The organism is Achromobacter insuavis (genome assembly GCF_902859645.1).
In the GTDB taxonomy this organism is placed as follows: domain Bacteria; phylum Pseudomonadota; class Gammaproteobacteria; order Burkholderiales; family Burkholderiaceae_B; genus Achromobacter; species Achromobacter insuavis.
Genome location: NZ_CADIJR010000045.1, coordinates 29,600 through 55,871, shown reverse-complemented (window position 1 = coordinate 55,871; position 26,272 = coordinate 29,600). Strand labels below are relative to the sequence as shown.

23 protein-coding genes and 3 tRNA genes are annotated in these 26,272 nt (G+C 66.4%); 6 read left to right on the top strand and 20 right to left on the bottom strand.

Going from position 1 to position 26,272, the window contains the following annotated elements:
* From H0523_RS20925 to hisN, 8 genes are all read right to left on the bottom strand, one after another.
* A partial coding sequence (locus H0523_RS20925; protein WP_257225162.1) for a GTP-binding protein occupies positions 1-165 on the bottom strand: 165 nt, incomplete at its 3' end.
* Between the two features lie 68 nt (positions 166-233).
* A tRNA-Thr gene (locus tag H0523_RS20920) sits at positions 234-308 on the bottom strand.
* A 12-nt stretch (positions 309-320) separates the two neighbouring features.
* Positions 321-394: transfer RNA gene (locus H0523_RS20915), tRNA-Gly, on the bottom strand.
* 149 nt (positions 395-543) lie between these two features.
* Positions 544-630 (bottom strand) — tRNA-Tyr (locus H0523_RS20910).
* 113 nt (positions 631-743) lie between these two features.
* The gene (locus tag H0523_RS20905) at positions 744-1,907 is read right to left on the bottom strand and encodes an iron-containing alcohol dehydrogenase (RefSeq protein ID WP_054430956.1); all 1,164 of its coding nucleotides are present in this window, start codon (positions 1,905-1,907) and stop codon (positions 744-746) included.
* Between the two features lie 20 nt (positions 1,908-1,927).
* Positions 1,928-3,319 carry an aldehyde dehydrogenase family protein gene (locus H0523_RS20900; RefSeq protein ID WP_054430958.1) on the bottom strand — a complete coding sequence of 464 codons (1,392 nt, stop codon included), beginning with the start codon at positions 3,317-3,319 and terminating at the stop codon, positions 1,928-1,930.
* Between the two features lie 43 nt (positions 3,320-3,362).
* Positions 3,363-4,748: a glutamine synthetase family protein gene (locus H0523_RS20895; RefSeq protein ID WP_054430960.1), complete on the bottom strand. Its 1,386-nt coding sequence runs from the start codon at positions 4,746-4,748 to the stop codon at positions 3,363-3,365.
* Positions 4,749-4,812: 64 nt separating this feature from the next.
* Positions 4,813-5,619, bottom strand: coding sequence for a histidinol-phosphatase (gene hisN / locus H0523_RS20890; protein ID WP_054431107.1), 807 nt, complete (start codon positions 5,617-5,619; stop codon positions 4,813-4,815).
* 203 nt (positions 5,620-5,822) lie between these two features.
* Between hisN and H0523_RS20885 the strand changes: the two genes are divergently transcribed.
* The 4 genes from H0523_RS20885 to H0523_RS20870 are packed head-to-tail and all read left to right on the top strand — an operon-like array spanning position 5,823 to position 10,391.
* A complete protein-coding gene (locus H0523_RS20885; RefSeq protein WP_054430961.1) occupies positions 5,823-6,833 on the top strand; it encodes an ABC transporter substrate-binding protein in 1,011 nt (336 codons plus the stop codon).
* Between the two features lie 51 nt (positions 6,834-6,884).
* Entirely contained in the window at positions 6,885-7,892 is a 1,008-nt protein-coding gene (locus H0523_RS20880; RefSeq protein WP_054430963.1) for an ABC transporter ATP-binding protein, read from the top strand.
* Between the two features lie 37 nt (positions 7,893-7,929).
* Positions 7,930-9,612, top strand: a complete 1,683-nt coding sequence (locus H0523_RS20875; RefSeq protein ID WP_054430965.1) for an ABC transporter permease subunit — start codon at positions 7,930-7,932, stop codon at positions 9,610-9,612.
* A gap of 17 nt (positions 9,613-9,629) precedes the next feature.
* Positions 9,630-10,391: a DeoR/GlpR family DNA-binding transcription regulator gene (locus H0523_RS20870; protein ID WP_054430967.1), complete on the top strand. Its 762-nt coding sequence runs from the start codon at positions 9,630-9,632 to the stop codon at positions 10,389-10,391.
* A 7-nt stretch (positions 10,392-10,398) separates the two neighbouring features.
* Here the strand turns inward: H0523_RS20870 and H0523_RS20865 are convergent, their stop codons facing one another.
* From H0523_RS20865 to H0523_RS20850, 4 genes are all read right to left on the bottom strand, one after another.
* The gene (locus H0523_RS20865; RefSeq protein WP_054430969.1) at positions 10,399-11,400 is read right to left on the bottom strand and encodes a Bug family tripartite tricarboxylate transporter substrate binding protein; all 1,002 of its coding nucleotides are present in this window, start codon (positions 11,398-11,400) and stop codon (positions 10,399-10,401) included.
* Between the two features lie 166 nt (positions 11,401-11,566).
* The gene (locus tag H0523_RS20860; RefSeq protein WP_054430972.1) at positions 11,567-13,162 is read right to left on the bottom strand and encodes a rhodanese-like domain-containing protein; all 1,596 of its coding nucleotides are present in this window, start codon (positions 13,160-13,162) and stop codon (positions 11,567-11,569) included.
* A 2-nt stretch (positions 13,163-13,164) separates the two neighbouring features.
* Positions 13,165-14,376 (bottom strand): cystathionine beta-lyase, encoded by a 1,212-nt coding sequence (metC, locus tag H0523_RS20855; protein WP_054430974.1) that lies wholly within the window; start codon positions 14,374-14,376, stop codon positions 13,165-13,167.
* Positions 14,377-14,381: 5 nt separating this feature from the next.
* Positions 14,382-14,969: a cysteine dioxygenase family protein gene (locus H0523_RS20850; protein WP_054430976.1), complete on the bottom strand. Its 588-nt coding sequence runs from the start codon at positions 14,967-14,969 to the stop codon at positions 14,382-14,384.
* Positions 14,970-15,091: 122 nt separating this feature from the next.
* Between H0523_RS20850 and H0523_RS20845 the strand changes: the two genes are divergently transcribed.
* Entirely contained in the window at positions 15,092-15,973 is an 882-nt protein-coding gene (locus tag H0523_RS20845) for a LysR substrate-binding domain-containing protein (RefSeq protein ID WP_054430978.1), read from the top strand.
* A 48-nt stretch (positions 15,974-16,021) separates the two neighbouring features.
* Here the strand turns inward: H0523_RS20845 and H0523_RS20840 are convergent, their stop codons facing one another.
* From H0523_RS20840 to mnmG, 6 genes are read right to left on the bottom strand one after another with little or no spacing between them, the layout of a single operon-like run.
* Entirely contained in the window at positions 16,022-17,026 is a 1,005-nt protein-coding gene (locus H0523_RS20840; protein WP_054430980.1) for an asparaginase, read from the bottom strand.
* Positions 17,019-17,936 (bottom strand): ParB/RepB/Spo0J family partition protein, encoded by a 918-nt coding sequence (locus H0523_RS20835; protein ID WP_054430982.1) that lies wholly within the window; start codon positions 17,934-17,936, stop codon positions 17,019-17,021. Before H0523_RS20835 ends, H0523_RS20840 begins: the two co-directional genes overlap by 8 nt.
* Positions 17,937-17,980: 44 nt before the next feature.
* The gene (locus tag H0523_RS20830; protein WP_054430984.1) at positions 17,981-18,802 is read right to left on the bottom strand and encodes a GNAT family N-acetyltransferase; all 822 of its coding nucleotides are present in this window, start codon (positions 18,800-18,802) and stop codon (positions 17,981-17,983) included.
* Positions 18,803-18,811: 9 nt separating this feature from the next.
* On the bottom strand, positions 18,812-19,612 hold the full coding sequence (locus tag H0523_RS20825; RefSeq protein ID WP_049077304.1) for a ParA family protein: 801 nt from the start codon (positions 19,610-19,612) through the stop codon (positions 18,812-18,814).
* Positions 19,609-20,298 (bottom strand): 16S rRNA (guanine(527)-N(7))-methyltransferase RsmG, encoded by a 690-nt coding sequence (rsmG, locus tag H0523_RS20820; RefSeq protein ID WP_054430986.1) that lies wholly within the window; start codon positions 20,296-20,298, stop codon positions 19,609-19,611. The genes H0523_RS20825 and rsmG overlap by 4 nt, the downstream gene beginning before the upstream one ends.
* Positions 20,295-22,214 (bottom strand): tRNA uridine-5-carboxymethylaminomethyl(34) synthesis enzyme MnmG, encoded by a 1,920-nt coding sequence (mnmG, locus tag H0523_RS20815; protein WP_054430988.1) that lies wholly within the window; start codon positions 22,212-22,214, stop codon positions 20,295-20,297. The genes rsmG and mnmG overlap by 4 nt, the downstream gene beginning before the upstream one ends.
* A 2,129-nt stretch (positions 22,215-24,343) precedes the next feature.
* On the opposite strand from mnmG, the gene H0523_RS20810 reads away from it, so the two are divergent.
* Positions 24,344-24,697 (top strand): hypothetical protein, encoded by a 354-nt coding sequence (locus tag H0523_RS20810; protein WP_156350054.1) that lies wholly within the window; start codon positions 24,344-24,346, stop codon positions 24,695-24,697.
* A 79-nt stretch (positions 24,698-24,776) separates the two neighbouring features.
* Here the strand turns inward: H0523_RS20810 and H0523_RS20805 are convergent, their stop codons facing one another.
* Complete coding sequence (locus H0523_RS20805) at positions 24,777-24,983, bottom strand: cold-shock protein (RefSeq protein ID WP_006389561.1); 207 nt, start codon at positions 24,981-24,983, stop codon at positions 24,777-24,779.
* Between the two features lie 234 nt (positions 24,984-25,217).
* Positions 25,218-26,252 (bottom strand): AbrB family transcriptional regulator, encoded by a 1,035-nt coding sequence (locus H0523_RS20800; RefSeq protein WP_054430990.1) that lies wholly within the window; start codon positions 26,250-26,252, stop codon positions 25,218-25,220.
* Positions 26,253-26,272 lie beyond the last annotated feature (20 nt).

Here is a 26,272-nt window from a genome sequence, read left to right as displayed (position 1 = left end):
TTCAGGAGCCGCGTCGATCTGGTCGTAGCCCTTGGCTTCGCCGCCGAACTTGCTCGACAGAACGGTCGTGATCGCCGCCGTCAACGTCGTTTTGCCGTGGTCAACGTGACCAATCGTACCCACGTTCACGTGCGGCTTGGTACGTTCAAACTTGCCTTTTGCCATGGCTGACTCCTGACCTGGATTGCGCTTTTGACTGAAGCTGCTGACTGAAGATAAGACTTTGGAATTTGTGGTGCCCATGGCGCGGATCGAACGCGCGACCTCTCCCTTACCAAGGGAGTGCTCTACCACTGAGCCACATGGGCATGTGTACTGCTTGGAGCGGGTGAAGGGAATCGAACCCTCGTCGTAAGCTTGGAAGGCTTCTGCTCTACCATTGAGCTACACCCGCGGCTGTCCTTTCACCACCTCACTACTTTTCCCAGACTTTCAAAATCAAGGCCCGGAGAACTTACCGCCTTCGTTGCGAAGGCCGCCCAGTTCCCTAGGCCTACATTTTAAAATCCAGGCAAACATCGCCTGGATTCAGGTTTGGGTCTCTGGTGGAGGAGGTTGGATTCGAACCAACGTAGGCGCAAGGCCAACAGATTTACAGTCTGCCCCCTTTAACCACTCGGGCACCCCTCCAGCGGAGAACTTGAGATTATGAACACTTTCAAATCCGCTGTCAAACGCCTGGGACGAAAAATATTCAAATCTTTTGCTCTTCCTGCCGCGTTTCCGCGCAGAGGGGGCGAAGCTTACAAGATTCCGCGAACGGCTGCACGAAAAAGTTCAGCGTACTGGTCCGGCGTGTAGGCGACGGGGTTGGTGCCGCCCGACGGATCCTCGCTCGCCATGCGCCCTACCCGCTCGGCCTCGGCGTCATCGATACCGATGTCGGCCAGGGTGTGCGGGATGCCGACGGTCTCGCGCAGCGCCAGCACCCAGTCGAGCACGGCGCCGGGGCTGTCGTCAGGCAAGGCCAGGTAGCGCGCCAGCGCCTGCAGCCGCGGCGCGACCGCGTGCTGGTTGGCCTTGAGCACATAGGGCATGAGGATGGCGTTGAGCATGCCGTGGTGCGCGTCGTACAGCGCCCCCAGCGGATGCGCCAGCGCGTGCATCGCGCCCAGCCCGCGCTGGAACGCGGTGGCGCCCATGCTGGAGGCCACCAGCATCTGCTGGCGAGCCTGCAGGTCCGCGCCATCGGCCACCGCCTGCGGCAGGTATTCCTTGACGATGCGCATGCCTTCGAGCGCGATGCCGGCGGCCATCGGATGGAAGAACGGCGAACAGTAGGCTTCGAGGTTGTGCGACAGCGCATCCATGCCCGTGGCCGCGGTGATGCGCGGCGGCAGGCCGACGGTGAGTTCGGGGTCGAGAATCACGATGGCGGGCAGCATGCGCGCGTGGAAGATGATGCGCTTGACCTGCGCCGCCTCGTCGGTGATGACGGAGGCGCGTCCCACTTCCGAGCCCGTGCCCGCGGTGGTCGGCACCGCCACCACCGGCGCCATGCCGGCGACGTTCACGCGCAGGTAGTTGTCGCCCACGTCCTCGAAATCCCACAGCGGACGCTTCTGCCCGGCCATCAGCGCGATGGCCTTGGCCGCGTCCAGCGCCGAGCCGCCGCCGAACGCGATGACGCCATCGTGGCGGCCTTCGCGATAACGCGCCACGCCATCGTCCACGTTCCGACCGGTGGGGTTGCCCTTCACTTCGTGGAACAGGCCGCATTCGAGCCCGGCCTGGCGGCAGCCGCGCACCGCGTCGGCGATCATGGGCAGCGCGGCCAGGCCGGGATCGGTGACCAGCAAGGGCCGCGCCATGCCGAGTTCGCGGCACCAGTCGGGCAATTCCTTGATGCGGCCGGGGCCCGCCTTGATGGCGGTGGGATAGTTCCAGTTGACGCTGGGGACAGTCATGTCGGCTCCTGGTCGCGCGCTCAGGCGGTGCGGCGCAGATGGAAGGATTTGGCTTGGGTGAGCTGTTCGTAGCCGACGCGCGACAACGAAACGCCGCGGCCGGTTTGCTTGACGCCGGTCCACGCCAGCGCGGGATCGAGGTAGTCGCAGCGGTTCATGAAGACGGTGCCGGTGCGCAACTGGCGGCCGAGATGCAGGGCGGCGTCTTCGTCCTGCGTGAAGACGGCGGCGGTCAGGCCATAGGGGCTGTCGTTCATCAGGGCCACGGCCTCTTCATCGCTGTCGACGGGCATCACGCCAACCACGGGGCCGAAGCATTCATCATTCATCACGCGCATGCGGTGGTCGACCTGCGTCAGCAGCGCGGGCGCCACGTACGGCGTGCCGGCGCGCGCGGCGTCGAAACGCGCGGCATCGACCAGGTTGCGGGCGCCGCGCGATTCCGCCTCGGCGATGACCTCGCGCACCTCGTCGGCGGCGCGCGTGCGCACCACCGGACCCAGCGTGGTGTCTTGCCGCAACGGATCGCCCAGCACGTACTCGCGGGTCAGCGCCGCGGCGCGATCGATGAAGTCCTGGTAGCGTGCGCGCGCCACGTAGATGCGCTGGATGCCGCAGCACGATTGGCCGGAGTTGAAGAAGGCGCCGTCGACCAGCGTATCGACCACGTGCGCCAGGTTGGCGTCGGCGCGCACATAGGCGGGATCGTTGCCGCCCAGCTCCAGGCCCACGCCGATGAAGCGGCCGGCCGCGGCCTGCTCCACGCTCTGGCCGCCGCGCACCGACCCGGTGAAGGACACGTAGCCGATTTCAGGCGCGCGGATCAGCCGCTGCGCGATGTCATGGTTCGCATGCAGGTACTGGAACACGCCATGCGGCACGCCGGCCTCGCTGAAGGCGCGGCCGATGAGCTCGGCGCACAGCGGCGTCTGGTCGGAGTGCTTGAGGATGACGGTGTTGCCGGCCATCAGCGCCGGCACGATGCTGTTCACCGCCGTCAGCAGCGGATAGTTCCACGGCGCGATGGTGAGCGCCACGCCGATCGGCTCGCGGCTGATGAAGCGCGTGAAGCCCGCGATCTCCGGCACGTGGACCGGCGCCAGCGCTTCGGCGGCGATGCCGATCATGTGGCGCGCGCGCGCTTCGAAGCCATCGACTTCACCCGGCGTGTAGCGCAGGGGACGGCCCATCTGGATCGTGATGGCGCGCGCGATCTCGGCCTTGCCCGCGACAAAGCGCGTCACGGCCTCGGACAGGATGCGGCCACGCTGCTCGATGCCGAGCGCGTGCCACGCGCCCTGCGCGACCTGCGCGTCGGCCAGCGCCTGCGCGACCTGCGCCTCGCTGGCGTAGGGGCGGCGCACGACTTCGCGGCCGTCGATGGGACTGATGGTGATGAGTTCCTGCGTCATGGCGACCCTGTGCTTGCGTGGTGGATGAGTGAAGCGGCGGTGTTCAGATGATCTCGAAGTAGCGCGCCAGCTCCCAATCGGTGACGTGGCGCCGGAACTGGCGTTCTTCCCATTCGCGCGTGGCGGCGTAGTGTTCGACGAAGGCGGCGCCGAACAGCTCGCGCGCGGCCTCCGACTGGCGCAGGCGCTGCGCCGCTTCCCACAGCGTGGTGGGCAGGCGCAGGTGGTCGGGAAACTGCTGCGTGTAGGCGTTTCCCTGCACCATCGGCTCGGGTCTCAGACCCTGTTCGATGCCGTGCAGGCCTGACGCCAACGCGGCGGACAACGCCAGGTACGGATTGGCGTCGGCCGAGCCGATGCGCACTTCGACGCGCTGCGACTTGTCGCTGCCCGGGATGAGGCGCAATGCGGTGGTGCGGTTCTCCATGCCCCAGGTCGCGTCCAGCGGCGCCCAGTAGCCCGGCACCAGGCGCGAATAGCTGTTGATGGTCTGCGCGTACAGCGCCATGAATTCGGGCAGGTAGCGCTGCACGCCGGCCATGAAGGCTTCCTGCGTCGCGCTCATGCCGTGCGGGCGCGACTCGTCGTAGAACGCCGAGCGGCCGCTGGTGCGGTCGCGCAGAGACAGGTGGATGTGGCCGCTCTGGCCGGGATGATCGTGCGACCACTTCGCCATGAAGGTGGCCATCAGGCCGTTCTGCTGCGCCAGCGCCTTGGTGAAGGTCTTGAAGAGGAAGGCCTTGTCGCCGGCGGCGGCGGCCTGGTCGACCGCGATGGCCGCCTCCAGCACGCCGGGACCGGTCTCGGTATGCAGGCCCTCGATCGGCATGTCCATGCGCTCGCACATGTCGAGCAGCTTGCGGTAGAAATCGCCCTGCACCGTGCTGCGCAGCACCGAGTAGCCGAAGTTGCCGGGGGTCCAGTTCTCCATGTCGCGGTAGTGCTTGGCGCGCACCGAGTGCGGCGTCTCGCGGAACATGAAGAACTCGTATTCGAGCGCGGCGTAGACCTCGAAGCCCATGCCGGCGGCGCGGTCCAGCGTGCGGTGCAGCAGGCGGCGCGGGCAGATGTCGGCCGCGGGGCCTTCGAACTCGGCCAGGAACAGCAGCATGTCCTCGCCGCCGGGCCCCTGCTCCAGCGGCAACCGGCGGCAGGTGCTGGGCACGATGCGCAGCTTGGCATCGGGATAGGCCGTGTGCCAGCCGGTGTACTTGGTGTTGTCGTAGAGCTGGTCGTCCAGGTCCCAGCCGAACACCACGTCGCAGAACGCCAGCCCGCCGCGCAGCGCGGCCAGGAATTTGTCGCGCCTGACATACTTGCCCAGCATGACGCCATCGACGTCGGACAGGCCGATCTTGATATGCGAGAGCGTGCTGGCCTGGACCAGCCGCTCCGCGTCTTCCACCGTTGCTACCCCTAGTGCATGCATGGCTCGTTCACCTTGTCGTGGCTGAAGCGTTGCGTTGACGTGCGGGGTCGCGGGGCGCGGTGTTTCAGGTCACGGCCGCCCCCAGCATCCGCATCGCCTCGCGATGCAGCTGCGGCGTGGCGGCCGCGATCACGCGGCCCTGCGACGCGAGGCCTAACGGCTGCCCCGACCAATCGGTAATAACGCCGCCCGCGCCTTCGATCACGGGCATCAGCGCCAGATAGTCATACGGCTGCAGGCCGGCCTCGACCACCAGGTCGACATGGCCGCTGGCCAGCAGGCCATAGCTGTAGCAATCGCCGCCATAGCGGCGCATGCGCACCGAGCGCGCCAGCGCCTCGAACGCGTCCAGGTCGGCGCCTTGGAAGATGTCGGGCGAGGTGGCGTAGAGAATCGCCTGGTCCAGTCCGGTGCACTGGCGCGCGCGGCAGGGTTCGCCATTCAGGCGCGCGGGCGAACCGACAACGCCCAGCCAGCGTTCGGCCATCATGGGAATGTCGATCAGGCCCAGCACCGGGCGGCCGCGGTGCAGCAGGCCCAGCAGCGTGCCCCACAGGGGATTGCCGGAGATGAAGGCGCGGGTGCCGTCGATGGGATCGAGCGACCACACCCACTCGGCCTCCGCATGGCTGGCGCCGTATTCCTCGCCGAAGATGCCGTGATCCGGATACTCGCGGGCGATGGCCGCGCGCAGCGCTTCCTCGACCTCGCGGTCGGCACGGGTGACGGGACTTTCATCCGCTTTGGTCTCCACCGTCAGGGGGTGGCGGAACCACTGGCGCGACAAGGGCCGGACCTGGTCCGCCAGCGTCTGGGCGAACGAGGAAAACGCGGCCAATTGCTGCGCATTAAGCGGCGGCGAAGTTTGCATGACGAGCTCCGAGGCGTGGCGCGGCGCGGAAATACCCATGCGATTCGGGTTTTTCCAGTCTAGACACGTTGCCACAAATTTGCAAATATACCTAAAAACGCAACCCGGGAAACGCAACGTTTCCTCGCGCAACCTTACCGCCCCGCCGTCCGCAGAAAAGCAGCTCATCGCCGTTGCCGTGTATTCCTTTCCGGAGTCCCATCATGCAATGTAAGAAGAAGCTTGGTCTTGTGGTTGCAGTAATTTCCCTAGGTTTTGCCCAGGCTGTCCACGCCGGCGCCATCACCGTCTACACGGCGCTGGAGGAAGACGAGATCGCGGCCTACCTGAAGGCCGCCAACGCCGCCCTGCCGGACGTGAAGGTGAACGTGCTGCGCCTGTCCACCGGCGACCTGGGCGCGCGCCTGATCGCCGAGGCCGGCAATCCGCAGCAGGACGTGATCTGGGGCTTCGCCGTCAGCAACATGCTGGACCCGCGCCTGCAGAAGCTGCTGGAGCCGTATGCGGCCAAGGGCATCGACGCACTGCCGGCGCAATACAAGGCCGCCGACAACAAGTGGTTCGCCGCCACCGGCTACGTGGCCGCGTTCTGTGTCAACACCGACCGGCTCAAGTCCAAGAACCTGCCGATGCCGACCTCGTGGGAAGACCTGACCAAGCCGGTCTACAAGGGCGAGATCGTCATCCCCAGCCCGGCCGCATCCGGCACCGGTTATCTGCAGATCGTCGCGCTGTTGCAGGGCCTGGGCGCCGAGAAGGGCTGGGCGCTGCTCAAGGACCTGGACAAGAACGTGGCGCAGTACACGCCGTCGGGTTCCCGCCCCTGCAAGATGGCGCGCGCCGGCGAGTATGCGATTGGCGTGTCGTTCGCGTTCCCGGCGATGCAATCGATCGAGGAAGGCTTTCCGGTGAAGATGGTGATCCCGTCGAAATGGGTGGGCTACGAGCTGGAAGCCTCGGGCCTGATGAAGACCGCCAAGAATCCCGCGGACGCCAAGCGCTTCCTCGACTGGACGCTGTCGGCGCAGGCCGGCGGGCTGTACAGCAAGTACAAGGAACTGGTGACGATTCCAGGCGCCGCCCCCAACAAGGCGGCCGAGGCCGCCGGGCTGCCCAAGGACCTGACCGCCGTGCTGTACCCCGTGGACTTCCAGAAATCGGCGGCGGAACGCGACGCCACCATCAAGACCTGGCAGGACACCATCAAACGCTGACGGCGCGCGCGGCCGGCGCCGCCGGCCGCCACGCCACCGCCTGGAGTGGCCATGTACCTGGAATTGCGCGGGATCCGCAAGACCTTCGACGGCGCGGTGGCGCTGGAAGGCATCGACCTGTCCGTCGGCGAGCACGAATTCGTCTGCCTGCTGGGACCCAGCGGCTGCGGCAAGACCACCCTGCTGCGCATCGTCGCCGGCCTGCTGCCATTCGACAGCGGCACCATCACGCTGGGCGGACGCGACCTGTCGGCGCTGCCTGCGCGCAAGCGCGGCTTCGGCATCGTGTTCCAGTCGTATTCGCTGTTTCCCAACATGACCGTGGCCGAAAACGTCGGCTACGGCCTGCGCATCCGCGGCGAGAGCCGCGAGCGCATCGAGGCGCGGGTGCGTGAATTGCTGGCGCTGATCAAGCTGCCGGATTATGCACAGCGTTATCCCCACCAGCTGTCCGGCGGCCAGCAACAGCGCGTGGCATTGGCGCGGGCGCTGGCGGTGGACCCGGCGCTGATCCTGCTGGACGAACCGCTGTCGGCGCTGGACGCGCGCGTGCGCACCGACATGCGCGCCGAGATCCACGAGGTGCAGCGCCGCCTGCAGATCCCGACCATCATGGTGACGCACGACCAGGAGGAGGCGCTGACGCTGGCCGACAAGATCGTGTGCATGAACGACGGCCGCGTCGAGCAGGTGGGTTCGCCGTCCGACTTGTATCTGCGGCCGCGCACGCGCTTCGTCGCCAACTTCGTCGGCCTGAGCAACCTGCTGCCGACCGACTGGGTGCGCGAGGCCATGCCGGCACTGCTGGCGACCCGGCCCGATGGCGCCAGCGAGCGTTTCGAGGCCTGCCTGCGGCCGGAAAGCCTGCGCATCGCCGCCGATGCGCGCGGGCCGGGGCGGGTGCGCGAGATGACCTTCATGGGCAACCTGACACGCGTGCGGGTGGCGTGGCAGGGCCGCGAGCTGCTGGTCGAGCAGCAGGGCGCGGCGGGCTTGTCGCAGGGCGCGCCGGTGCGCCTGGACATGGCGCCGGAACAGTGCGCCTGGGTCCGCGTATGACTGCGTCCGCCACGCCGGCACGCGCGGAGGCCAAGGCATGAACACGGTTCGTATCGGCGCCGCCACGTCGTCTCGCGCCAACCGCTCGCCGGCCTCCCTGGATCGCCTGCTGCTATGGACCTGCGTCGGCATTCCGATGGCGGGACTGGCGCTGTTCTTCCTGTATCCGCTGGCCACGGTCGGCTGGCGCAGCCTGGTGGAAAAGGACGGCGGCATCGGCCTGGGCAACTACGCCGAGGTATTCGCCACCCGCGGCATCCTGACCGCCACCGCCAACAGCCTGACGATGAGCGCGGCCACCACCGCCGTCAGCCTGTTGCTGGGCTTTGCCATCGCCTTCGGGCTGGACCGCAGCCGCATGCGCGGCAAGGCGCTGGTGAAGCTGGCGCTGGTGCTGCCGCTGCTGGCGCCGTCGCTGGTGCAGGGGTTGGGACTGATCTTCCTGCTCGGCCGCAACGGCCTGGTGCATCGCTGGACGGGGTGGGAATTCGATATCTACGGCTTCTGGGGCCTGCTGATCTCGAACGTGTTCTATGCCCTGCCCCAGGCGGTGCTGATCCTGCAGGCGGCGCTGCGCAACACCGATGCGCGCTATTACGACGCGGCCGAGGTGATGGGCGCGTCGAGCCTGCGGCAGTTCTTCGACATCACCCTGCCCAACTGCAAGTTCGGCCTGCTGAGCGCGGCGTTCGTGGTGTTCGTCATCACCATCACCGACTTCGGCAACGCCGCGGTGATCGGCGGCAACTACCGCGTGCTGGCCACCGAGATCTACAGCCAAGTGTCGGGCCAGATGAATTTCGGCATGGGCTCGGTGGTCGGCATCCTGCTGCTGCTGCCCTCGTTGATCTCGGTGCAGATCGAACGGGTGGCGTCGCAACGCCAGTTCGGCGCCGCCTCGCCCAGCGGACTGCGCGTCACGCCGCAGCCGGCGCGCGGCCGCGACCTGGCGTTCACGGCGGGCGTGCTGCTGTGCGCCAGCACCATCGTGGTGACGGTGGGCACCGTCGTGTTCGCCAGCTTCATGCGGCTGTGGCCGTACCGGATGGAGTGGACCCTGAAGCATTACGACATCACCGTCAGCGGCGGCTATGCGCCGCTGTGGACGTCGCTGTACCTGTCGCTGGCGGCCGCGGCCGGCGGCGTGCTGCTGCTGTTCTTCCTGACCTTCGGCGTCTGCCGCATTCCGCGCGCCTGGGCCAAGCTGGTCTACCTGGTGTCGGTGCTGCCGGTGGGCGTGCCGGGGCTGGTGCTGGGGCTGTCGTATATCTTCGCCTTCAACTCGCCCGCCAACCCGCTCTACGCGCTGTATGGCAGCGCCGCGCTGATCGCGCTGTGCAACTTCTACCACTATCACACGCAGGGCTTTCTGACGATGATGACCGGCATGCGCGCGGTGCCGCAGGCGCTGGAGGAAGCGGTGAGCTGCCTGGGCGGCGGCACCTTGCAGGTGCTGCGCGACGCGGTGCTGCCGCAGATCGCCGCGACGGTGCTGGGCGTGTTCTTTTTCCTCTTCATGCGTTCCATGGTGACGCTGTCGGCGGTGATCTTCCTGGTCACGCCGTCGGTCAGCGTCGCGCCGGTTTCCGTACTGCGGCTGGACGAAGCGGGGTTCGTCTCGCAGGCGGCGGCCTATTCGACGCTTATCATGCTGGTCGTGGGCGGTTCGCTGCTGGCGATGCGCGCGTTGATCGCGCTGCCGGCGCGCCGCCGCAAATAGATTAGGAAGCATCCGATATGTGGCAAGAAGAGCGGTATCAGAGAATCCGCGCCCTGCTGTCTTCCCTGCAGCAGGTATCGACCGACCGTATCGTCGGCGAACTGGGGGTATCGCGGGAGACCGTGCGGCGCGATCTGCTGGAGCTGGAAGCGATGGGCGAGCTGCGCCGCGTGCATGGCGGCGCGGTGCCGGTGCACAGCGAACCGCCGATCGCCGAGCGCGTGCACACCCGCGTCAAGTACAAGCGCGCCATCGCCCGCGCCGCCGCCGGCCTGGTGACGAGCGGCCAGACGCTATTCCTGGACGCCGGCAGCACCACCAGCATGCTGGCCGACGAGCTGGCCAAGCTGAGCGGCCTGACCATCATCACCAATTCGTTCGACGTGGCGCTCAAGGTTGGCGCCGCGGGCAGCGGCGCCAACGAACTGCTCATGCTGGGCGGCTCGGTCGGCGGGCCGGTGTGCGCCACCGCCGGCGACATCACCATCGCCGAGATCCACCGCTACCGCGCCGACGTGGCGCTGCTGTCGCCGGTGGGCGTGGACGCCGAATGCGGCGCCACCAGCTACGACCTGCGCGAAGCCGAGGTGGCGCGCGCCATGGCGGCCAACGCCAAGCAGCGCATCCTGCTGGCCGACTTCAGCAAGATCGGCCTGTGCAGCCGGGTGTCGTACTGCGAAGTGAACCGCATCGATCACCTGATCACCAACACCAATGCGCAGAAGCAGCCCGCCTACGCGGCCCTGAAGGCCGCCGTGGGCAAGCTGCTGGCGGTGTAGCCGGGCCTCAATCCACCGAGACGCCGGCCACCTTCACCATGTCGGCCCAGTAGGCGGTGTCCTGCTGCAGGCGCTTGCCGAAGGCGTCGGGCGCGCTGCCCACGGGCTGGCTGCCGCCGGCCTGGATCTTGGCGATGACGTTGGGCGATTTCATCGCCTGCGCCACGGCCTGCGCCAGATAGGCGACGCGTTCGGGCGGCGTGCCTGCCGGCGCGAACAGGCCATACCAGTCGTCGGCCGTGATGCCGTCCATGCCGGACTGCCCGAGCGTGGGCGCGCCCTTGAAGATGCCGATGCCGTTTTCATGGCTGAGCGCCAGGATGCGCAGCTTGCCCGCCGCCACCATCGGCTCGGCCGAGGCCGGCGAGGTGATCAGCATGTCGACCGTGCCGCCCATCAGGTCGGTAATGGCGGGCGCGGCGCCGCGGTACGGCACGTGCACCAGCTTCACGTTGGCCTTCTGCGACAGCAGCGCCCCCATCAGGTGGCTCATGGTGCCGTTGCCGGGCGTGGCGTAGGTGATGACGCCCGGCTGCTTGCGCGCGGCATCCAGATAGTCGCCCAGCGATTTGTAGGCGCTTTCGCTGCGCGCCACCAGCACCAGCGGCGCCGAGGTGATCTGCGAGATCGGCACGAAATCCTTGAGCGGATCGAAGCCGACGTTCTTGTACAGGCGCGGATTGACCGCCATGACGCTGGTCTGCGACATCACCAGCGTGTAGCCATCGGGCTTGGCGCGCGAGACCTGCGAAGTGCCGACGTTGCCGCCCGCGCCGGAGCGGTTTTCCACCACCACGCTCTGGCCGATGAGGGCGCCCAGTTCCTGCGCGATGAGACGCGCCACGCCATCATTGCCGCCCCCGGGCGGGAACGGCGACACCACGGTGATCGCCTGCTTGGGATAGTCGGCCAATGGCGCCGGCGCCTGGGCATGGGCATTCATCCCCCACGCCAGGCAGGCCAGGGCCGCGGCGGTCTTGCAGGCGTGCTGCAGGTTGAGCTTGTTCATCGGTATTTCCCCTTGTGGTTGGCGGCCGGATGCTCGGCCGTCCATTGCATTTCGGTTCGCCATGAACCGTCCGCGCCCCGCCGGCGAAAGCGCCGGGGCGTGCTGATCGGATGAAGCATTGGGCGCGGCCGCCGTGGCGGCCGCGAGGGTCATTCAGCCCCGGCGGTCACCCGGCCGGGAAGCGGTACGCGGCGCGCTCGCGCGCGTCGATCTGCTTGACCAGGTTGGTTTCCCAGGCAAGGTACTGACGCGCCGCGGCCTTGTTGCCGTCGTGGCGGTCATGCACGAAGAACAGGTAGTCGATGCAATCGGCATCGGCCGGTTCGGCCGGCGTGGCCGCCAGCGCCAGGCCCGCCGCCGCCCAGCCCGCGGGCGTGCCCAGGTTGGCCTTGACGTCACGCACGCCGAGCGCGCGCAGATCCGCCGCGGCCCACGCGGCCAGCGCGCGTTCGTCGGCCAGCAGCACCAGCGGACGCGCGGGATCCAGCGCCAGGTCGGCGAAACGCGGCCGCACCGACCAGCGCGCGCCGTCGATGTGCTGCGCGCGATAGCGCATGCTGGAACGGATGTCGACCAGCTGCGCGCCTTGCGCCAGCGCGGCGGCCAGCGCCGCGTCGTCGAGCACCGTCAACGCCGGCTCCGCCGCCGGGGCGACGGGCGCTTGCAGGTCGGCGGCCACGCCTTCACGCAGCACGCTGGCGTCCCAGCCCATCTGGCGCAGCCAGCTGGCCACCACCGGCGCGCGCACGCCTTCGCCATCGAACACCACGATGCGCGCGCCGCGCACCGCCAGGTATTGGTCGGTGGCCTGGACCAGCTGGCCGCCGGGCGTGTGCTGGGCGCCAGGCAGCGAGCCGCGCGCGAATTCCTCGGCGCTGCGCACGTCGCACAGGAAGGTGCTGCGGCTGGCGTCGTTCAGCCATTCACGCACCTGCGCGGCGTTCACCTCGGGCACGCCATGACGGCGGGCCAGGCCGGCCGAGCGCTGCGCCAGGTCGGGCAGGTCCGCGGCGGCAACGGCGTCGTCGTAGCGGCGGCTGGCGCCGTGGTCCAGCTTGAAGTCCGCCAGATACCAGCCCTGCGTGCCGTTCTCCAGCGCATAGACGGGGTTGGGCACGCCCAGGTTGATGAGCGTCTGCGCGCCGATGATGCTGCGCGTGCGGCCGGCGCAATTGATCACGATGGTGGTGTTGGGGTCGCGCGCCAGCGTGTGGGCGCGCAACGCCAGCTCGCCATTCGGGCAGCAGATGCCGCCGGGAATGCTCATCTTCTGGTATTCGGTGTAGGGCCGGCCATCCAGCACGATCAGGTCGTCGCCGCGGCGCTGGCGCTCGGCCAGCTCGGCGGCGCTGATGCGCGGGGTGTGGAAAACTTCTTCGGCCAGTTCGCCGAAGGTCTTGCTCGGCACGTTGACGCCGGCGAAGGCGGCATAGCCATCGCGCTGCCATTGCGCGATGCCGCCGGCCAGGCAATAGACCCGCGTGTAGCCCAGGGCGCGCAGGGCCGTCGCCGCGCGCGCGGCGACGTCGTCATCGCCGCCTTCGTCGTAGACCACCACGCGCACGTCGCGGCGCGGCGCCAGGCGCGCGATGTCGGCCTCGAGCCGGCTGAACGGCACGGGGGCCGCGTAGAACAGATGGGACTCACCGTACTGGCCATGCTCGCGCACGTCCAGCAGCGCAATCTCGCCGCCGTCATGCAGCCAGCCCTTGAGGGTGTGCGAGTCAATATCGGCCAGTTTCAGGTCGGAATGGGAATGCATCGTTAAATCCGCAGGGAATCGGGAGAATGGGAGTTCGGGGCCTTCAGGCTCGGCCGCAATTGGTCGAATGCCTGTTCGAGGTCGGCGATCAGGTCGTCCGGATCCTCCAGGCCGATATGCAGGCGCAACATGGCGCCGTGCGCGGTGACGGGCAGGGCGCGCGCCTTGGCCAGATTGACGGGAATCACCAGGCTTTCGAAGCCGCCCCAGGAGGCGCCGATGCCGAACAGGCGCAGCGCGTCGATGGCGCGCTCCATGTCGGCGTCGGCGATGCCGGCGGCGAATTCCAGCGTCAACAGGCCATTGGCGCCCGAGCATTCACGCCGCCAGACCGCATGCGCGGGATCGTCGGGCAAGGCCGGGCACAACACGCGCGCCACTTCCGCCCTGCCCTGCAGCCACTGCGCCACGCGCAGGGCGCTGCGAGCGTGCTGCGCCATGCGCAGCGGCAGCGAACGCATGCCGCGCAGCACCAGGTAGGCGTCGTCCGCGCCGACGGTCTGGCCGAAGTCGATGCTGGCGCGTTCCAGCGCGCGCCAGGCGCGGGCATTGGTCACGACCGCGCCCATCATCACGTCGGCGTGGCCGCCCAGGTACTTGGTGGCGGCGAGGATCGAGATATCCGCGCCCAGCGCCAGCGGCTGGCACAGCAATCCCGACGCCCAGGTGTTATCCACAGCCAGCCAGCAATCGTGGCGCCGCGCCAGGTCGGCCAGCTGCCGCAGGTCCGGCATCTCGTAGGTCAGCGAGCCGGGCGACTCGGCATAGATCATGCGCGTGTTGGGGCGCAGCAGCTGCGCCAGGCCGGCGCCGTCCGGCGGATAGAAGGTGAATTCGATGCCCAGCCGCGCCAGGTGCTCGGCGCAGAAACGGCGCACCGGTTCATAGACCGCGTCGGTCACCAGCACGTGGTCGCCGGCGCGCAGATAGGCCAGCAGCACGACGGCGATGGCGGCCTGCCCCGTGGGATACAGCTGCGCGCGATGGCCCTGCTCCAGCTCGACCAGCGCGTCTTCCAGCGCGTGCGTGCTGTCGGTGCCGCGCGCGCCGTACGACGGCAGGCGTTCCTGTTCGCGGCGGGCGCGGGTGTCACGCCAGGCCGCGACGCTGTCGAACACAAACGTGCTGGCGCGCGTGACCGGGGTGTTGACCCAGCCGGCATGGGGACGCCCGGCGCGCAGCAGGCGCGTCGCGGGCCGCAGGGGCTTGTTCATGATGGTCAGCGGCGGGTCTGCACGCCGATCGGCATGACTTTGCAGGTGCCGGCCGCCAGGTCGAAGGCGAGCCGTTCGGTCAGCGTCTCGAGGGCGCGGCCATACATGTGCAAATGGCGGATGACACTGTCGCCCTGGATCTCGACGGCGTGGATGTCGTCGGGCATCAGCGCGATGCCGGCGCCCGGCCCCACCACCACGGTGCCGGTCTTTTCCAGGTGGCCCACGCCCGGCACCGAGCCGTCGTCGGTGCGGTCGTAGACGTAGTTGTATTCCACGCCTTCCACGGCGGCGATACAGGCCCAGGTGGTGTGGTTGTGCGGCACGATCTGCTTGCCGGGGCGCATCACGTTCAGGTAGAGCGCGTAGCTCTTGTCGGCGTCTTCGCCGATCAGGTAGCGCGCCTGGCGCTCGCCCTCTTCCGGCGCCGGGTAGCGGTCCTGGGCCCACCAGTCTGTATGGCCGGCCAGGCCGATCAGCTCGTCCAGCACGGCCTTCAGGCTGTCGCGGTTCAGGCCCTTATTTCCTAAAGTATTTTTAATATTTCCGATGGCGCTATCGATGCCCTGCTGCTGGGGGTGCGTGGTGCTCACAGTGACTTTCCCTCTTGTTTCATGAGTTATTGCAGTCACTGTATCGCCGCAAAGAGGCGCCAACAATTTAATTTGCCTTAATATTCCATAAGCATTGCTAATACTTTGGACCCACCGCTCCCATGCGCAATCTCGATCTGGACCTGCTGCGCACGCTGACCGCGATCGCGCGCCATGAAACGTTTTCGGAAGCGGCCAATCGGCTGCACAAGACCCAGTCGGCGGTGACGCAGCAGATGCAGCGGCTGGAAGCGGCCATCGGCCTGCCGCTGTTCGAGAAACAGGGGCGCAACAAGGCCTTATCCACGCATGGACGGCGCCTGGTCGAATATGCGCGCCACATGCTGGCCATCAACGATGAAGCGCTGCGCGCGCTGCAGGACGCGCCGCTGGAAGGCGACCTGCGGCTGGGCGCGCCGCTGGACGTGGCCGACACCATCCTGCCGACCCTGCTGACCCACATCGCGCGCTCGGCGCCGCGCGTGAAACTGGAGATCCGCACCGACCGCAGCCCGTTCCTGATGGATGCGCTGCGGGCCGGCGAACTGGACCTGACCATCTCGACCCGCTTCGACCAGGAATTCGAAGGCGTGGCGCTGCGCACCTCGCCCACGGTGTGGCTGGCCTCGGCCGACTACGTGCACGACATCAACGCGCCGGTGCCGCTGGTGCTGGCCGACGAGCCCAGCATCTTCCGCCGCCTGGCGCTGACCGCGCTGGAACAGGCGCAGGTGCGCTGGCACACCAACTACGTGGCGCCCAACCTGGTCGGCATCAAGGCCGCGCTGCGCGCGGGCCTGGGCGTGACGGCGCGCAGCGTCGAACTGCTGGCGCCGGAAATGCGGGTGCTGGGGGAAAAGGAAGGCCTGCCGCCCTTGCCGGACGTGACGTACTTCCTGTGGATAAGGCGGGATCTGATCAATCCGCTGACGCGGCAGGTCTACGACATGCTGCGCACCAGCCTGGGATTGGCGCACGGCGCGGACGCGCCGCCCAATCCGTAGCGGCGGCATCGCGGGGACAGCCCCGTTGAATGCCGCCGTGGGCCCCGCTCAGTAGCGATCGAAGCAGCGCTGCAGCGCCGCGGGTTCACGCGTGACGCACAGCGCCAGCATCAGCAGGACGCGGGCCTTCTGCGGATTCAGGTCGCCGGCGGCGACGAAACCCAGCGCCGCGTCATCCAGCTCGACGTCGCGCGCGACGAAACCGCTGCCGGTGCGGCTGGACCGCGCCACCGCGACGCCGTCGGCGGCGGCGCGGGTCAGGGCATCGATGGCCAGGTCGGTGGCATTGCCGTCACCCACGCCCGCCAGCACGATGCCGTCGGCCTGGCGCGCGATGAAATCGATGACGTCGCCTTGCAGGTCGGCGTGCGCATAAACGATATCCACGCGCGGCCAGCCGGCCTTTTCCAGCAATGCGAGTGAAAACTCGCTTTGTGTCGTGTGCGTGGTGGTGTTGCGTGAATAGAAGCACGGCGTGCCGCCATGCATCACGCCGGCGCGACCGCGATTGGGCGAGGCGAAGGCGTTGATGCCGGCGCTGGCGATCTTCTGCAGTTCGCGGGCGTAGTGCACGTCTTCGTTCATGACGACCAGCGGCCCGCGGCCGCGCGCGTCGGGATGGCGCGCCAGCGCCACGGCGTTGTACAGGTTCGCCGGGCCTTCGGCGCCCAGCGCGGTGGCCGGGCGCATCGCGCCCACCAGCACCACCGGCTTGTCGTGCTGGATCACCAGGCTGAGAAAGTACGCGGTCTCTTCAAGCGTGTCGGTGCCATGCGTGATGACGATGCCGGCCACCGACGGATCGGCGCACAGCGCATCGACACGGCGCGCCAACGCGCGCCAGACGTCATGCGTCATGTTCTGGCTGCCGACGTTGGCGACCTGTTCGGCGCGGATGTCGGCCAGCGTCGACAGCTGCGGCACGGCGGCCAGCAGGTCGCCCACCGAGAAGGAGCCCGACTTGTAGCCGGCGGAAGTGGCGTCGGCCTGCGCGCCGGCGATGGTGCCGCCGGTGGCCAGGACCGCGACGACCGGCAATGCCTGCTCAGGCATCGACGACTCCCGACAGGCCCTGCCGTTCCAGCAGCGAATTCAGGTGTTCCCAGCCATGGAAGTCGATGACGATCTGGCCCTTTTCCTTGGCGCCGACCTTCAGCGCCACGCGCGTGCCCAGATGGTCGGACAGCGCCTCTTCCAGGCGCGTCAGGTCGCGCGACACGCCGTTGGCCTTCTTCTTGGGCGAGGCGGCGCTCTCGGCTTCCTTGGCGGTCTTGGCGACCAGCTTTTCGGCTTCGCGCACCGACAGGCGGCGCGCGATGATCTGGTTGGCCAGCTGGATCTGCGTGGCCGCGTCCACCGCCAGCAGCGCGCGCGCATGGCCCATGTCGACGTCGCCGGCCAGCAGCATGGTCTGCACCGCGGCAGCCAGGTTCAACAGGCGCAGCAGGTTGCTGGTGGCCGAGCGCGAGCGGCCGATGGCCTGGGCGGCCTGCTCGTGGGTCAGGCCGAATTCGTCCAGCAGGCGGCGCACGCCATGCGCCTCTTCCAGCGGGTTCAGGTCTTCGCGCTGGATGTTCTCGATCAGCGCCATGACGGCCGCGTTTTCGTCGGCGACTTCGCGCACCAGCACCGGCACTTCCTTCAGGCCGGCCAGCTGCGCGGCGCGGAAACGGCGTTCGCCCGCGATGATTTCGTAATGGCCGGGCGCATCGCCCAGCGCGCGCACAAGAATGGGTTGCATGATGCCTTGTGTGCGAATCGACTCGGCCAGCTCGCCCAACGCGCCCTCGTCCATGCGGGTGCGCGGCTGATACTTGCCGGCCCGCATCTTCGAAACAGGCAGGGTGGACGGCAGACCCTCGGGCTTGGCCGGGGCCTTGCCGATGTTGTCGATGGCGGGCGCGTCGGCGCCCAGCAAAGCGTCAAGTCCGCGACCCAATCCCTTGGGTTTCTTGGTGGCCATAGTTAAATCCTCTTTCCTTCTGTTTTTGGTATCCCGAGCGAAGCTCAGGCGGCCGCCTGCTCGGCGGGCAGGCGGTACCAATACGCATAACAGTCTTTGAAACCGTAGCGGCCATACAAAGCGCGCGCGGCGGTGTTTTGCGGCTCCACCTGCAGATAGGCCGTGGTGGCGCCGTCTTCGACGCACACGGCCAGCAGATGTTCGACCAACATCGCGGCGTGCCCCTTGCGCCGCTGCGCGGGGTCCGTCACGATGTCGAACAGCCCCGCGAGATCGCCATCCCGCACGGCCATGCCGCCCGCCACGCATTCGCCAGCGGCGTCGAACGCCAGCACCGGCAAGATATCCACAGCCAGCCCCTCCAGACGCGCCTGATGCTCGGCGATGTGCTCGGGCCGGGAATCGCGCATGCGTCCGACCGCCGCCGCGAAGCGGGCAGCGTCCACTGTCCTGAAAAGCAGATCGCCCCGGGCGGCCAGCCTGGGGGCGAGCGGCATGCTCATGACTCGGGTCTCTTCGGTAAGGAGGTAGCCCCGCGACGCCAGTTCGGCATCCAGGGCGAAATCGGGGCCGAGGGAGGTCAGGCGCAGCACCATGGGCAGGCCATGGCGCGCGTACAACGTTGAACAATACGCCAGCCGCTCATCGAGCGGACGTGTGGATAACCCCAGCACATTGATGCTGCGTACCCGTTTGGCGGACGACGGCGCGAAACGCACCAGCCAGCCGTCGTAGAGCACCTGCGCGCGCACCGCCGTGGCATTGAGCGCGGCCTCTTCCAGCCGCACGCGCAACGCGTCGCGCACGTCGACGGGCGGCGTGCGGGTATGGGTGGAGTCCGGGGACAGGCGCGTGACGGCGGACATGCGGGCGGCTTACTTGTTGAGTTCGCGGACGCGCTCGATCATTTCGGCGCCGAAGGAGATGTACGCCTGCGCGCCACGCGAGGCGCGGTCGTACACCACGCCGGGCATGCCATAGCTGGGCGCTTCGGCCAGCCGCACGTTGCGCGGCACCACGGTCTTGAAGACCTTGTCGCCGAAGTGCGATTCGAGCTGCGCCGACACCTGCTGCTGCAGGGTCATGCGCGGGTCGAACATCACGCGCAGCAGGCCGATGACGCGCAGGTCATCGTTGATGTTGCGATGCACGCGCTTGATGGTGTTGACCAGGTCGGACAGGCCTTCGAGCGCGAAGTATTCGCACTGCATCGGAATGATGACGCCGTGCGCTGCAGCCAGGCCGTTCAGCGTCAGCAGCGACAGCGTCGGCGGGCAATCGATGAGCACGAAGTCGTACTGGCTGCCGACGGTGTCGATGGCGGCCTTGAGCTGGCGCTCGCGTTCATCCATCTGCACCAGGTCGATCTCGGCGCCGGACAGTTCGCGGTTGGCGGGCAGCACGTCATAGCCGCCCGACTCGGAGCGCACGCGTGCCTGCTCGATGGTGGCTTCGCCGATCAGCACCTGGTACAGGTTCGACTCGAGCGAATTCTTGTCGATGCCGCTGCCCATGGTGGCGTTGCCTTGCGGGTCCAGGTCCACCAGCAGCACGCGTTGCTTGTGCGTGGCCAGCCCGGCCGCCAGGTTGATGGCGGTGGTCGTCTTGCCGACACCGCCCTTCTGGTTGGCGATGCAGAAAACGCGGGCGGTCGAGCTGGGGGGTAAGTTCTTCATAGGGTTCCTTGACTGCGGCGCATCCAGATCAGGCAGCGTTCTGCTTGCAGCTCCGGCACCCGGAGCGGCTGAATATGGTCGACTTGCCATTCCCCACGCGCGTGCAGCGCCTGGATTTCATCATCCGGGACCTTGCCCTTCATGGCGACGAGGGTACCACCGTTGTCCACATGTCTGCCCGCGAGCATCGCAAAATCCTCCAAGGAGGCGAATGCGCGCGACGTCACAATGTTGCAGCCGGCGGGTTCCAGCGTTTCGATGCGCGCGTGGCGCGCCTGCAGATTCGGCAGCGCCAGCGCGCCGCTCATCTGCCGGACGAATGCGGTTTTCTTTTCAACGGCGTCGATGCAGGTCACCGACCATTCGGGCCGCATGACCGCCAGGACGACGCCGGGCAACCCGCCGCCGGAGCCGACGTCGTAGACCTTGGCTGGCGTGCCGGGCGCGCCCAGCGCTTCGCTGAACGGCCCCACGGCGGCCAGGCTGTCGAACAGGTGCTGCACCAGCATCTGCTGCGGATCGCGGATCGCGGTCAGGTTGTAGGTCCGGTTCCAGCGCTGCATCTGCGCCAGGTAGTCGAGCAGCTTGGCGGCCGCGGCGGCGTCCGCCTGCAGTCCGAGCTGCTCGAAGGCATGCGAAAGGCGGCCGGCCATGTCCGCGCCGGCCGGTTGGGGATGGGCGCTCATGCGGCTTGCTTGCGCGAGCCGTAGTGCAGGCGCTTCAGGTGGATCAGCAGCAGCGAGATCGCCGCCGGCGTCACGCCCGAAATGCGGGCGGCCTGGCCGATGGTTTCGGGCCGATGCGTCTTGAGTTTCTGGCGCACTTCGAACGACAGGCTGGTCACGGCGTCGTAGTCGACGTCGGCCGGGATCGGCTGTTGTTCGTGCGCGATCTGTTTCTGTACTTCGTCCTGCTGGCGGGCGATGTAGCCGGCGTACTTGACCTGGATCTCGACCTGCTCGGCCAGGACCTCGTCCTCGACCACGCCCGGACCGGCCAGCAGCGTGCCGTCGGTGTTGCGGGCGGCCATCAGCGCTTCATAGGAAACATTGGGCCGTTTAAGCAGGTCTGCAAGTGAGTACTCACGTTCAATCGCCTTGCCCAGCAGCGGTTCGGCCACTTCCAGCGGCAGCACGCGCGGGTTGACCCACGACGACTTCAGGCGCTCGACTTCGGCGGCGACAGCATCGCGCTTGCGGTTGAACGCGTCCCAGCGGGCGTCGTCGACGATGCCGAGCTGGCGGCCGATTTCGGTCAGGCGCAGGTCGGCATTGTCTTCACGCAGGCTCAGGCGGTATTCGGCGCGCGAGGTGAACATGCGGTACGGCTCGGTCACGCCGCGGGTGACCAGGTCGTCCACCAGCACACCGAGGTAGGCCTCGTCGCGCCGCGGCGTCCAGGGGTCGCGGCCGAGCGACGACAGGGCGGCGTTGACTCCGGCCAGCAGGCCTTGGGCCGCGGCTTCTTCGTAGCCGGTGGTGCCGTTGATCTGGCCGGCGAAGTACAGACCGGAGATCGCCTTGGTTTCCAGCGTGCTCTTCAATCCACGTGGATCGAAGTAGTCGTATTCGATGGCGTAGCCGGGGCGCAGGATGTGCGCGTTTTCCAGGCCGGGCAAGGAATGGATCAGGTCCAGCTGCACATCGAAAGGCAGGCTGGTGGAAACGCCGTTCGGATAGACCTCGTGCGTGTCCAGACCTTCCGGTTCCAGGAAGACCTGGTGCGATTCCTTGTCGGCGAAGCGGTGGATCTTGTCTTCGATCGACGGGCAGTAGCGCGGGCCAACACCCTCGATGACGCCGCTGTACATCGGCGAGCGGTCCAGGCCGCCGCGGATGATGTCGTGGGTGCGGGCGTTGGTATGCGTGATCCAGCACGGCAGCTGCCGCGGGTGCATGGCCACGTTGCCCATGTACGAGAACACCGGAATCGGGTCCAGGTCGCCCGGCTGCTCTTCCAGGATGCTGTAGTTGATGCTGCGGCCGTCGATGCGCGGCGGCGTGCCGGTCTTCAGGCGGCCTTGCGGCAGCTGCAGTTCCTTGAGGCGCTGCCCCAGGGAAATCGCCGGGGGGTCGCCAGCGCGGCCGCCCGAATAGTTCTGCAGTCCCACGTGGATCAGGCCGTTCAGGAACGTGCCGGCGGTCAGGACCACCGTCTTCGCCCGGAACTTCAGGCCGACCTGGGTAACGGCGCCGACCACGCGGTCGCCCTCCACCATCAGATCCTCCACCGCCTGCTGGAACAACCAGAGGTTGGGCTGGTTCTCCAGGCGGCCACGGATGGCCTTGCGGTACAGCACCCGGTCCGCCTGCGCGCGGGTAGCGCGCACGGCCGGGCCCTTGGAGCCGTTCAGGATACGAAACTGAATCCCCGCCTCGTCCGTCGCCAGCGCCATGGCGCCGCCAAGGGCATCGACTTCTTTGACGAGATGGCCCTTGCCAATCCCGCCGATGGAGGGATTGCAGGACATTTGGCCTAGGGTCTCGATGTTGTGAGTCAGCAGCAGCGTCTGGGCACCAGTGCGTGCCGCAGCCAGCGCCGCTTCGGTACCGGCGTGGCCGCCACCGACGACGATGACATCGAATTCGCGGGGATAATCCATGATGGGGAGATAAGAGAGCGTTCGGTGCTCATTATAGAGGCAGGGGGTGCATGTTTCACGTGAAACATGGTTCGGTGCAGCAATGCAGGTAGTAACACTCGACCTCGTGTGCAAATTGGCAACGAGGGCGACTCGATCGACGTTTGAATATGTCGGCATCTGCCGCTGTTAGGGGGATGTTTCACGTGGAACATCCTGTGGCTACGCCCGGACCTGGCGATGTTTCACGTGAAACATGCAGTGTGCCCCGGTCGGACTGACTGTCCAATACCGTTCATCAAGTGCATTCAGGTCTTGGGTTGGCCCAGGTTGGGTGCTTCGTGAGTCTTTACCCTTCCCTCGTTCGACCTTGGCCTTCCTCCTATGTTTCACGTGAAACATGCCTGCGCGCCTGTCTGTGGAGGGAATTGATCTGGGTCTATCGAAGACTCGGGCCAGGATATCTATCGATGCCTCGACGGTCGGCAGCCCTTCATTCGCCCTGTGCCTCCCGCTGGAGACCAATGTTTCACGTGAAACATCGCTCACTTGAATACCTTGCTCAGGGGAATACGTCAGCCTGCACACCAGCTAGACATAGTCATACCCTCCCCCTGCCGACGTCCTGATCCGATGTTTCACGTGGAACATGCCGGGTGAGAGTCCTTTGAACCGATGCCAATTAGTAGCTGGGCCACCAAGTCCAAGTTGATGTTCCACGTGGAACATCACGTGAGATACGTCGCCTCTATAGCCTACTCGCTTTGAAAACCCGTTCCTGCCAGCCCGTCAGCTCCAGAATCTCGGCCGAGTCACTCCAAGAACATAGGAAAAGAAGTGCTGCCGCCCGGCCATTCGGATAGTTCATCGACGCGGGAAAATTTGGGTTTTATCACCCCTACCCTACCCCTACCCCCAAAACATCCCGAATTTTTCCTGTTCCACGTGAAACAGCATATCGCTCCGGGCCAGTCTGCACGCATCGAATCTCACAATCTTCACCACCGCCATCGCAGCCCTTCATCTTGAATGTCTCCCGTCATTCAACTGAAACACTAAACGCCTATGCCGAATCCGGCGCCGTTGCCGCTTAGACCGTCCAGGTCGCAAGCCCGAAGCAGTCGGTTCCCGCCGCCACCCTCCCTCCCCGCGTCACCGGAACAATCGGCCGCAAGCAGAATCCTGTCGGCGCACAGCCAGGGCAAAGGCATGAATGGAAATCAGGCTCGCCGGCACAAAGCCGAGACAAGGCAGACTCACCAGCACCTTATGCACAAAAGCATCCACAAGCTCGAACGCCTCCGCGGACCCGGTTTCACGTGGAACAACTCTGGGGATAACTTGACGCTGCCGTCAACGGGGAGGCTGCGAATGTGGCTCTGAACCGACTCGACAGGGAATTACCCAGATTGCGGAAACCACACAAATTCGCAACGCGCTGCCTGGGAAAGCATGGGCCGGAGAACTGAATCGCCATGCCTGCAACGTCTGCGATCCGCCCGGCAGGTATACCCGGGACGATACGGTGGCAGGCGGGAAAAACAGTGGAAAAGATTGTGGATAAGCTGCCGCTATCGGTTCGATAAGCGCGGCCAAAACGCGGAGCCGGGCGCGAGCACGGAAAAGCCATATTCCTGAACATTCCGATCACGCGAGTGAGACATTGCCCCTGAACTTAACGGGGAACTTCAAACCGGGGCAAAAGTCCAACCGCGCCTTAAGCAGGCATCGGCGACTTATTCACATATTTATCCTCGCCGCCGGCGGATGCATCGCGCCACAACACACAAGTCCAGGCGCGACGCTTGATCGGAGAATCATCTTGCCCGTCCTGGAAGTTTCGCGCCATCATCCTTTCGGCTGACACGCCTCTACGCCAACCGCGGACGCGGCGACCCGACTGTGGAAAACTCGCCGGCACATAATCCGGGAGCAAATCCGCTTTCACATGAAATCCACAACATGGCGTTCCCGGCGTCAAACTCGACGGCAGTGCACCGTCGGGCGATCCTCGTAAACCCATTTCCGATTCGCTATCCCCATTTCTATCCACAGGCTGAGCCCCCACCTTTTGGCTATCCAAGGTGTCATTCTGTGCATAACCGGGATGGGGATATCTTTGTGAACAACCGCGACGCGAATGGATAAAAATGCGTCATGGCGAGCATCAATGCTGCTCCGCCAGCGCCAGATTCAGCCCGGCCAGGCAGACGAAAAAATGCCGTAAACGCCCGGTTTTCCTAGGGAAACACGCGGTTTCCCATGAAACGCGCCCTGGCCGGCATGCGGGCGCCGGTGACGAGTCGAGCGCAGCGTTCCGCCTGCGGATCTTTCCGAAAATTGTGCAAAACTCCCCGGCGCAAACGCAGCGTGCTTCATTACTGCGCAGCGCTATGCACATGCCCGAAAATAATTATCCACAAACTTATCCAACGCTCGAGGATATGTTAGTGAGCACTAACATCACGGAAATAGCCGGGCAAGAAAACCCGCGCCGCAAATGAAACAACGCCCCAGACCGCGAGGTTCTGGGGCGTTGTAGCCAGGCCAGGCCTGGCGGACGGGAAATTGGGATTTCCCGATTTAGAGCGGGCGAATTTCGGCCGCTTGAGGTCCTTTCGGACCATCCTTGACTTCGAATTCGACTTCCTGGCCTTCGTTCAGGCTGCGATAGCCGCGGCCCTGGATGGCGGAAAAGTGTGCGAACACGTCGGTGCCACCAGCATCCGGCGTAATGAAACCGTAACCCTTGTCAGCGTTGAACCACTTGACTTTGCCCTTCTGAGCCATTTTCCTAGCGTCCTGTAATTAACGAAATGCAATGAATCAAGGACGCCGTGAGAACTGAACGACCGGTAGGGATACCTGCGTTGGTGCTGCGTTCTCGCTTGCCGCAAAAGCGGCAGAACAAGTCCGCGCGCTGCTTGAATCAACTGCGGAATCAGCATACTCATCCCGCATTACAGACTCATATAGTTGTTTTCCCCAATGTGTCGTATTTTTCTGACTGGAAGCTCAATACCGCTACGCGGAATTTGCCTGCCGCCGCGCCAGGAACGCGTACATCGGCCCGGTCACGATCACCACGAACACCATGCGCGACACGTGGAATGCGGTCACCACCGGCACGCCCAGCTGCAGCACCTTGGCCGTGATCGCCATCTCCGCGATGCCGCCCGGCGTGGTGCCCAGGATCAGCGTCGGCACCGGCGCCGCGGACCACAATGACAACAGCGCGCCCAGGCCGAATGCCAAGGCCAGCGCGATCACCGTGAACACCGCCACCGCCGCGATGAAGCGCGGCGCCGCGCGGAAGAAATCCGGCCGATAACGGTCGCCCAGCGACCAGCCGATGAAGAGCTGGCCGACCTTCGGCACGAAGTCCGGCAACGCGGACAACTCGATGCTGCTGGCCGTCAGGATCATCGCCATCAGCATCGGCCCCAGCACCCACGGATTGGGCAACCGCAGCTTCATGAAGAACAGGCCGCCGACGCAGGTCAGCGCCACCAGCGCGGCCAGGCCGGCGCCATGCACGGTCCTGGGCCCGGGCACCGTGGGATCGATGCCCGCCACGCCCCACCATTGGAAAATGAACGGCACCGTCATCACCACCATCAGCACCCGCACGCTGTGCGCCGTGGCCACGCGATCGATGCGGGCGCCATGGCGTTCCGCCAGGCTGGCCATCTCGCTGGCGCCGCCCATGGCCGACGAAAACCAGGCCGTTTTGAAATCGGCATCGGTATAGCGCCGCAGGATCGCGGTGCCGATGAACGCCAGCCCCAGCGCGAACAGCATGCCGACGATGATGGGACCGGCATTGCTGCCGATGTGCCCGATCACCTGCGGCGTGAAATACAGGCCCAGCGACGTGCCGATGACCCACTGCCCGGCATTGCGCGCCGGCCGCGGGCATACGGTGCCGCCGCCCGCGATGCGCACCGCCGCCGTCAGCAGCAACGCCCCCAGCATCCACGGCAACGGCAAATGCATCCACAGCGCCAGCAAGGCGCCCGTCAACGCGATCGCCAGGCCGCCGACGACCCTCCACAACATGTTTTGAACCACGATACCGC

What these genes read in the sequence shown, in the direction of transcription:
- H0523_RS20905 (WP_054430956.1), bottom strand. Translation starts at nt 1,907, where the DNA reads ATGACTGTCCCCAGCGTCAACTGGAACTATCCCACCGCCATCAAGGCG.
- H0523_RS20900 (WP_054430958.1), bottom strand. Translation starts at nt 3,319, where the DNA reads ATGACGCAGGAACTCATCACCATCAGTCCCATCGACGGCCGCGAAGTC.
- H0523_RS20895 (WP_054430960.1), bottom strand. Translation starts at nt 4,748, where the DNA reads ATGCATGCACTAGGGGTAGCAACGGTGGAAGACGCGGAGCGGCTGGTC.
- hisN (WP_054431107.1), bottom strand. Translation starts at nt 5,619, where the DNA reads ATGCAAACTTCGCCGCCGCTTAATGCGCAGCAATTGGCCGCGTTTTCC.
- H0523_RS20885 (WP_054430961.1), top strand. Translation starts at nt 5,823, where the DNA reads ATGCAATGTAAGAAGAAGCTTGGTCTTGTGGTTGCAGTAATTTCCCTA.
- H0523_RS20880 (WP_054430963.1), top strand. Translation starts at nt 6,885, where the DNA reads ATGTACCTGGAATTGCGCGGGATCCGCAAGACCTTCGACGGCGCGGTG.
- H0523_RS20875 (WP_054430965.1), top strand. Translation starts at nt 7,930, where the DNA reads ATGAACACGGTTCGTATCGGCGCCGCCACGTCGTCTCGCGCCAACCGC.
- H0523_RS20870 (WP_054430967.1), top strand. Translation starts at nt 9,630, where the DNA reads ATGTGGCAAGAAGAGCGGTATCAGAGAATCCGCGCCCTGCTGTCTTCC.
- H0523_RS20865 (WP_054430969.1), bottom strand. Translation starts at nt 11,400, where the DNA reads ATGAACAAGCTCAACCTGCAGCACGCCTGCAAGACCGCCGCGGCCCTG.
- H0523_RS20860 (WP_054430972.1), bottom strand. Translation starts at nt 13,162, where the DNA reads ATGCATTCCCATTCCGACCTGAAACTGGCCGATATTGACTCGCACACC.
- metC (WP_054430974.1), bottom strand. Translation starts at nt 14,376, where the DNA reads ATGAACAAGCCCCTGCGGCCCGCGACGCGCCTGCTGCGCGCCGGGCGT.
- H0523_RS20845 (WP_054430978.1), top strand. Translation starts at nt 15,092, where the DNA reads ATGCGCAATCTCGATCTGGACCTGCTGCGCACGCTGACCGCGATCGCG.
- H0523_RS20840 (WP_054430980.1), bottom strand. Translation starts at nt 17,026, where the DNA reads ATGCCTGAGCAGGCATTGCCGGTCGTCGCGGTCCTGGCCACCGGCGGC.
- H0523_RS20835 (WP_054430982.1), bottom strand. Translation starts at nt 17,936, where the DNA reads ATGGCCACCAAGAAACCCAAGGGATTGGGTCGCGGACTTGACGCTTTG.
- H0523_RS20830 (WP_054430984.1), bottom strand. Translation starts at nt 18,802, where the DNA reads ATGTCCGCCGTCACGCGCCTGTCCCCGGACTCCACCCATACCCGCACG.
- H0523_RS20825 (WP_049077304.1), bottom strand. Translation starts at nt 19,612, where the DNA reads ATGAAGAACTTACCCCCCAGCTCGACCGCCCGCGTTTTCTGCATCGCC.
- rsmG (WP_054430986.1), bottom strand. Translation starts at nt 20,298, where the DNA reads ATGAGCGCCCATCCCCAACCGGCCGGCGCGGACATGGCCGGCCGCCTT.
- mnmG (WP_054430988.1), bottom strand. Translation starts at nt 22,214, where the DNA reads ATGGATTATCCCCGCGAATTCGATGTCATCGTCGTCGGTGGCGGCCAC.
- H0523_RS20810 (WP_156350054.1), top strand. Translation starts at nt 24,344, where the DNA reads ATGCGTCATGGCGAGCATCAATGCTGCTCCGCCAGCGCCAGATTCAGC.
- H0523_RS20805 (WP_006389561.1), bottom strand. Translation starts at nt 24,983, where the DNA reads ATGGCTCAGAAGGGCAAAGTCAAGTGGTTCAACGCTGACAAGGGTTAC.
- H0523_RS20800 (WP_054430990.1), bottom strand. Translation starts at nt 26,252, where the DNA reads ATGTTGTGGAGGGTCGTCGGCGGCCTGGCGATCGCGTTGACGGGCGCC.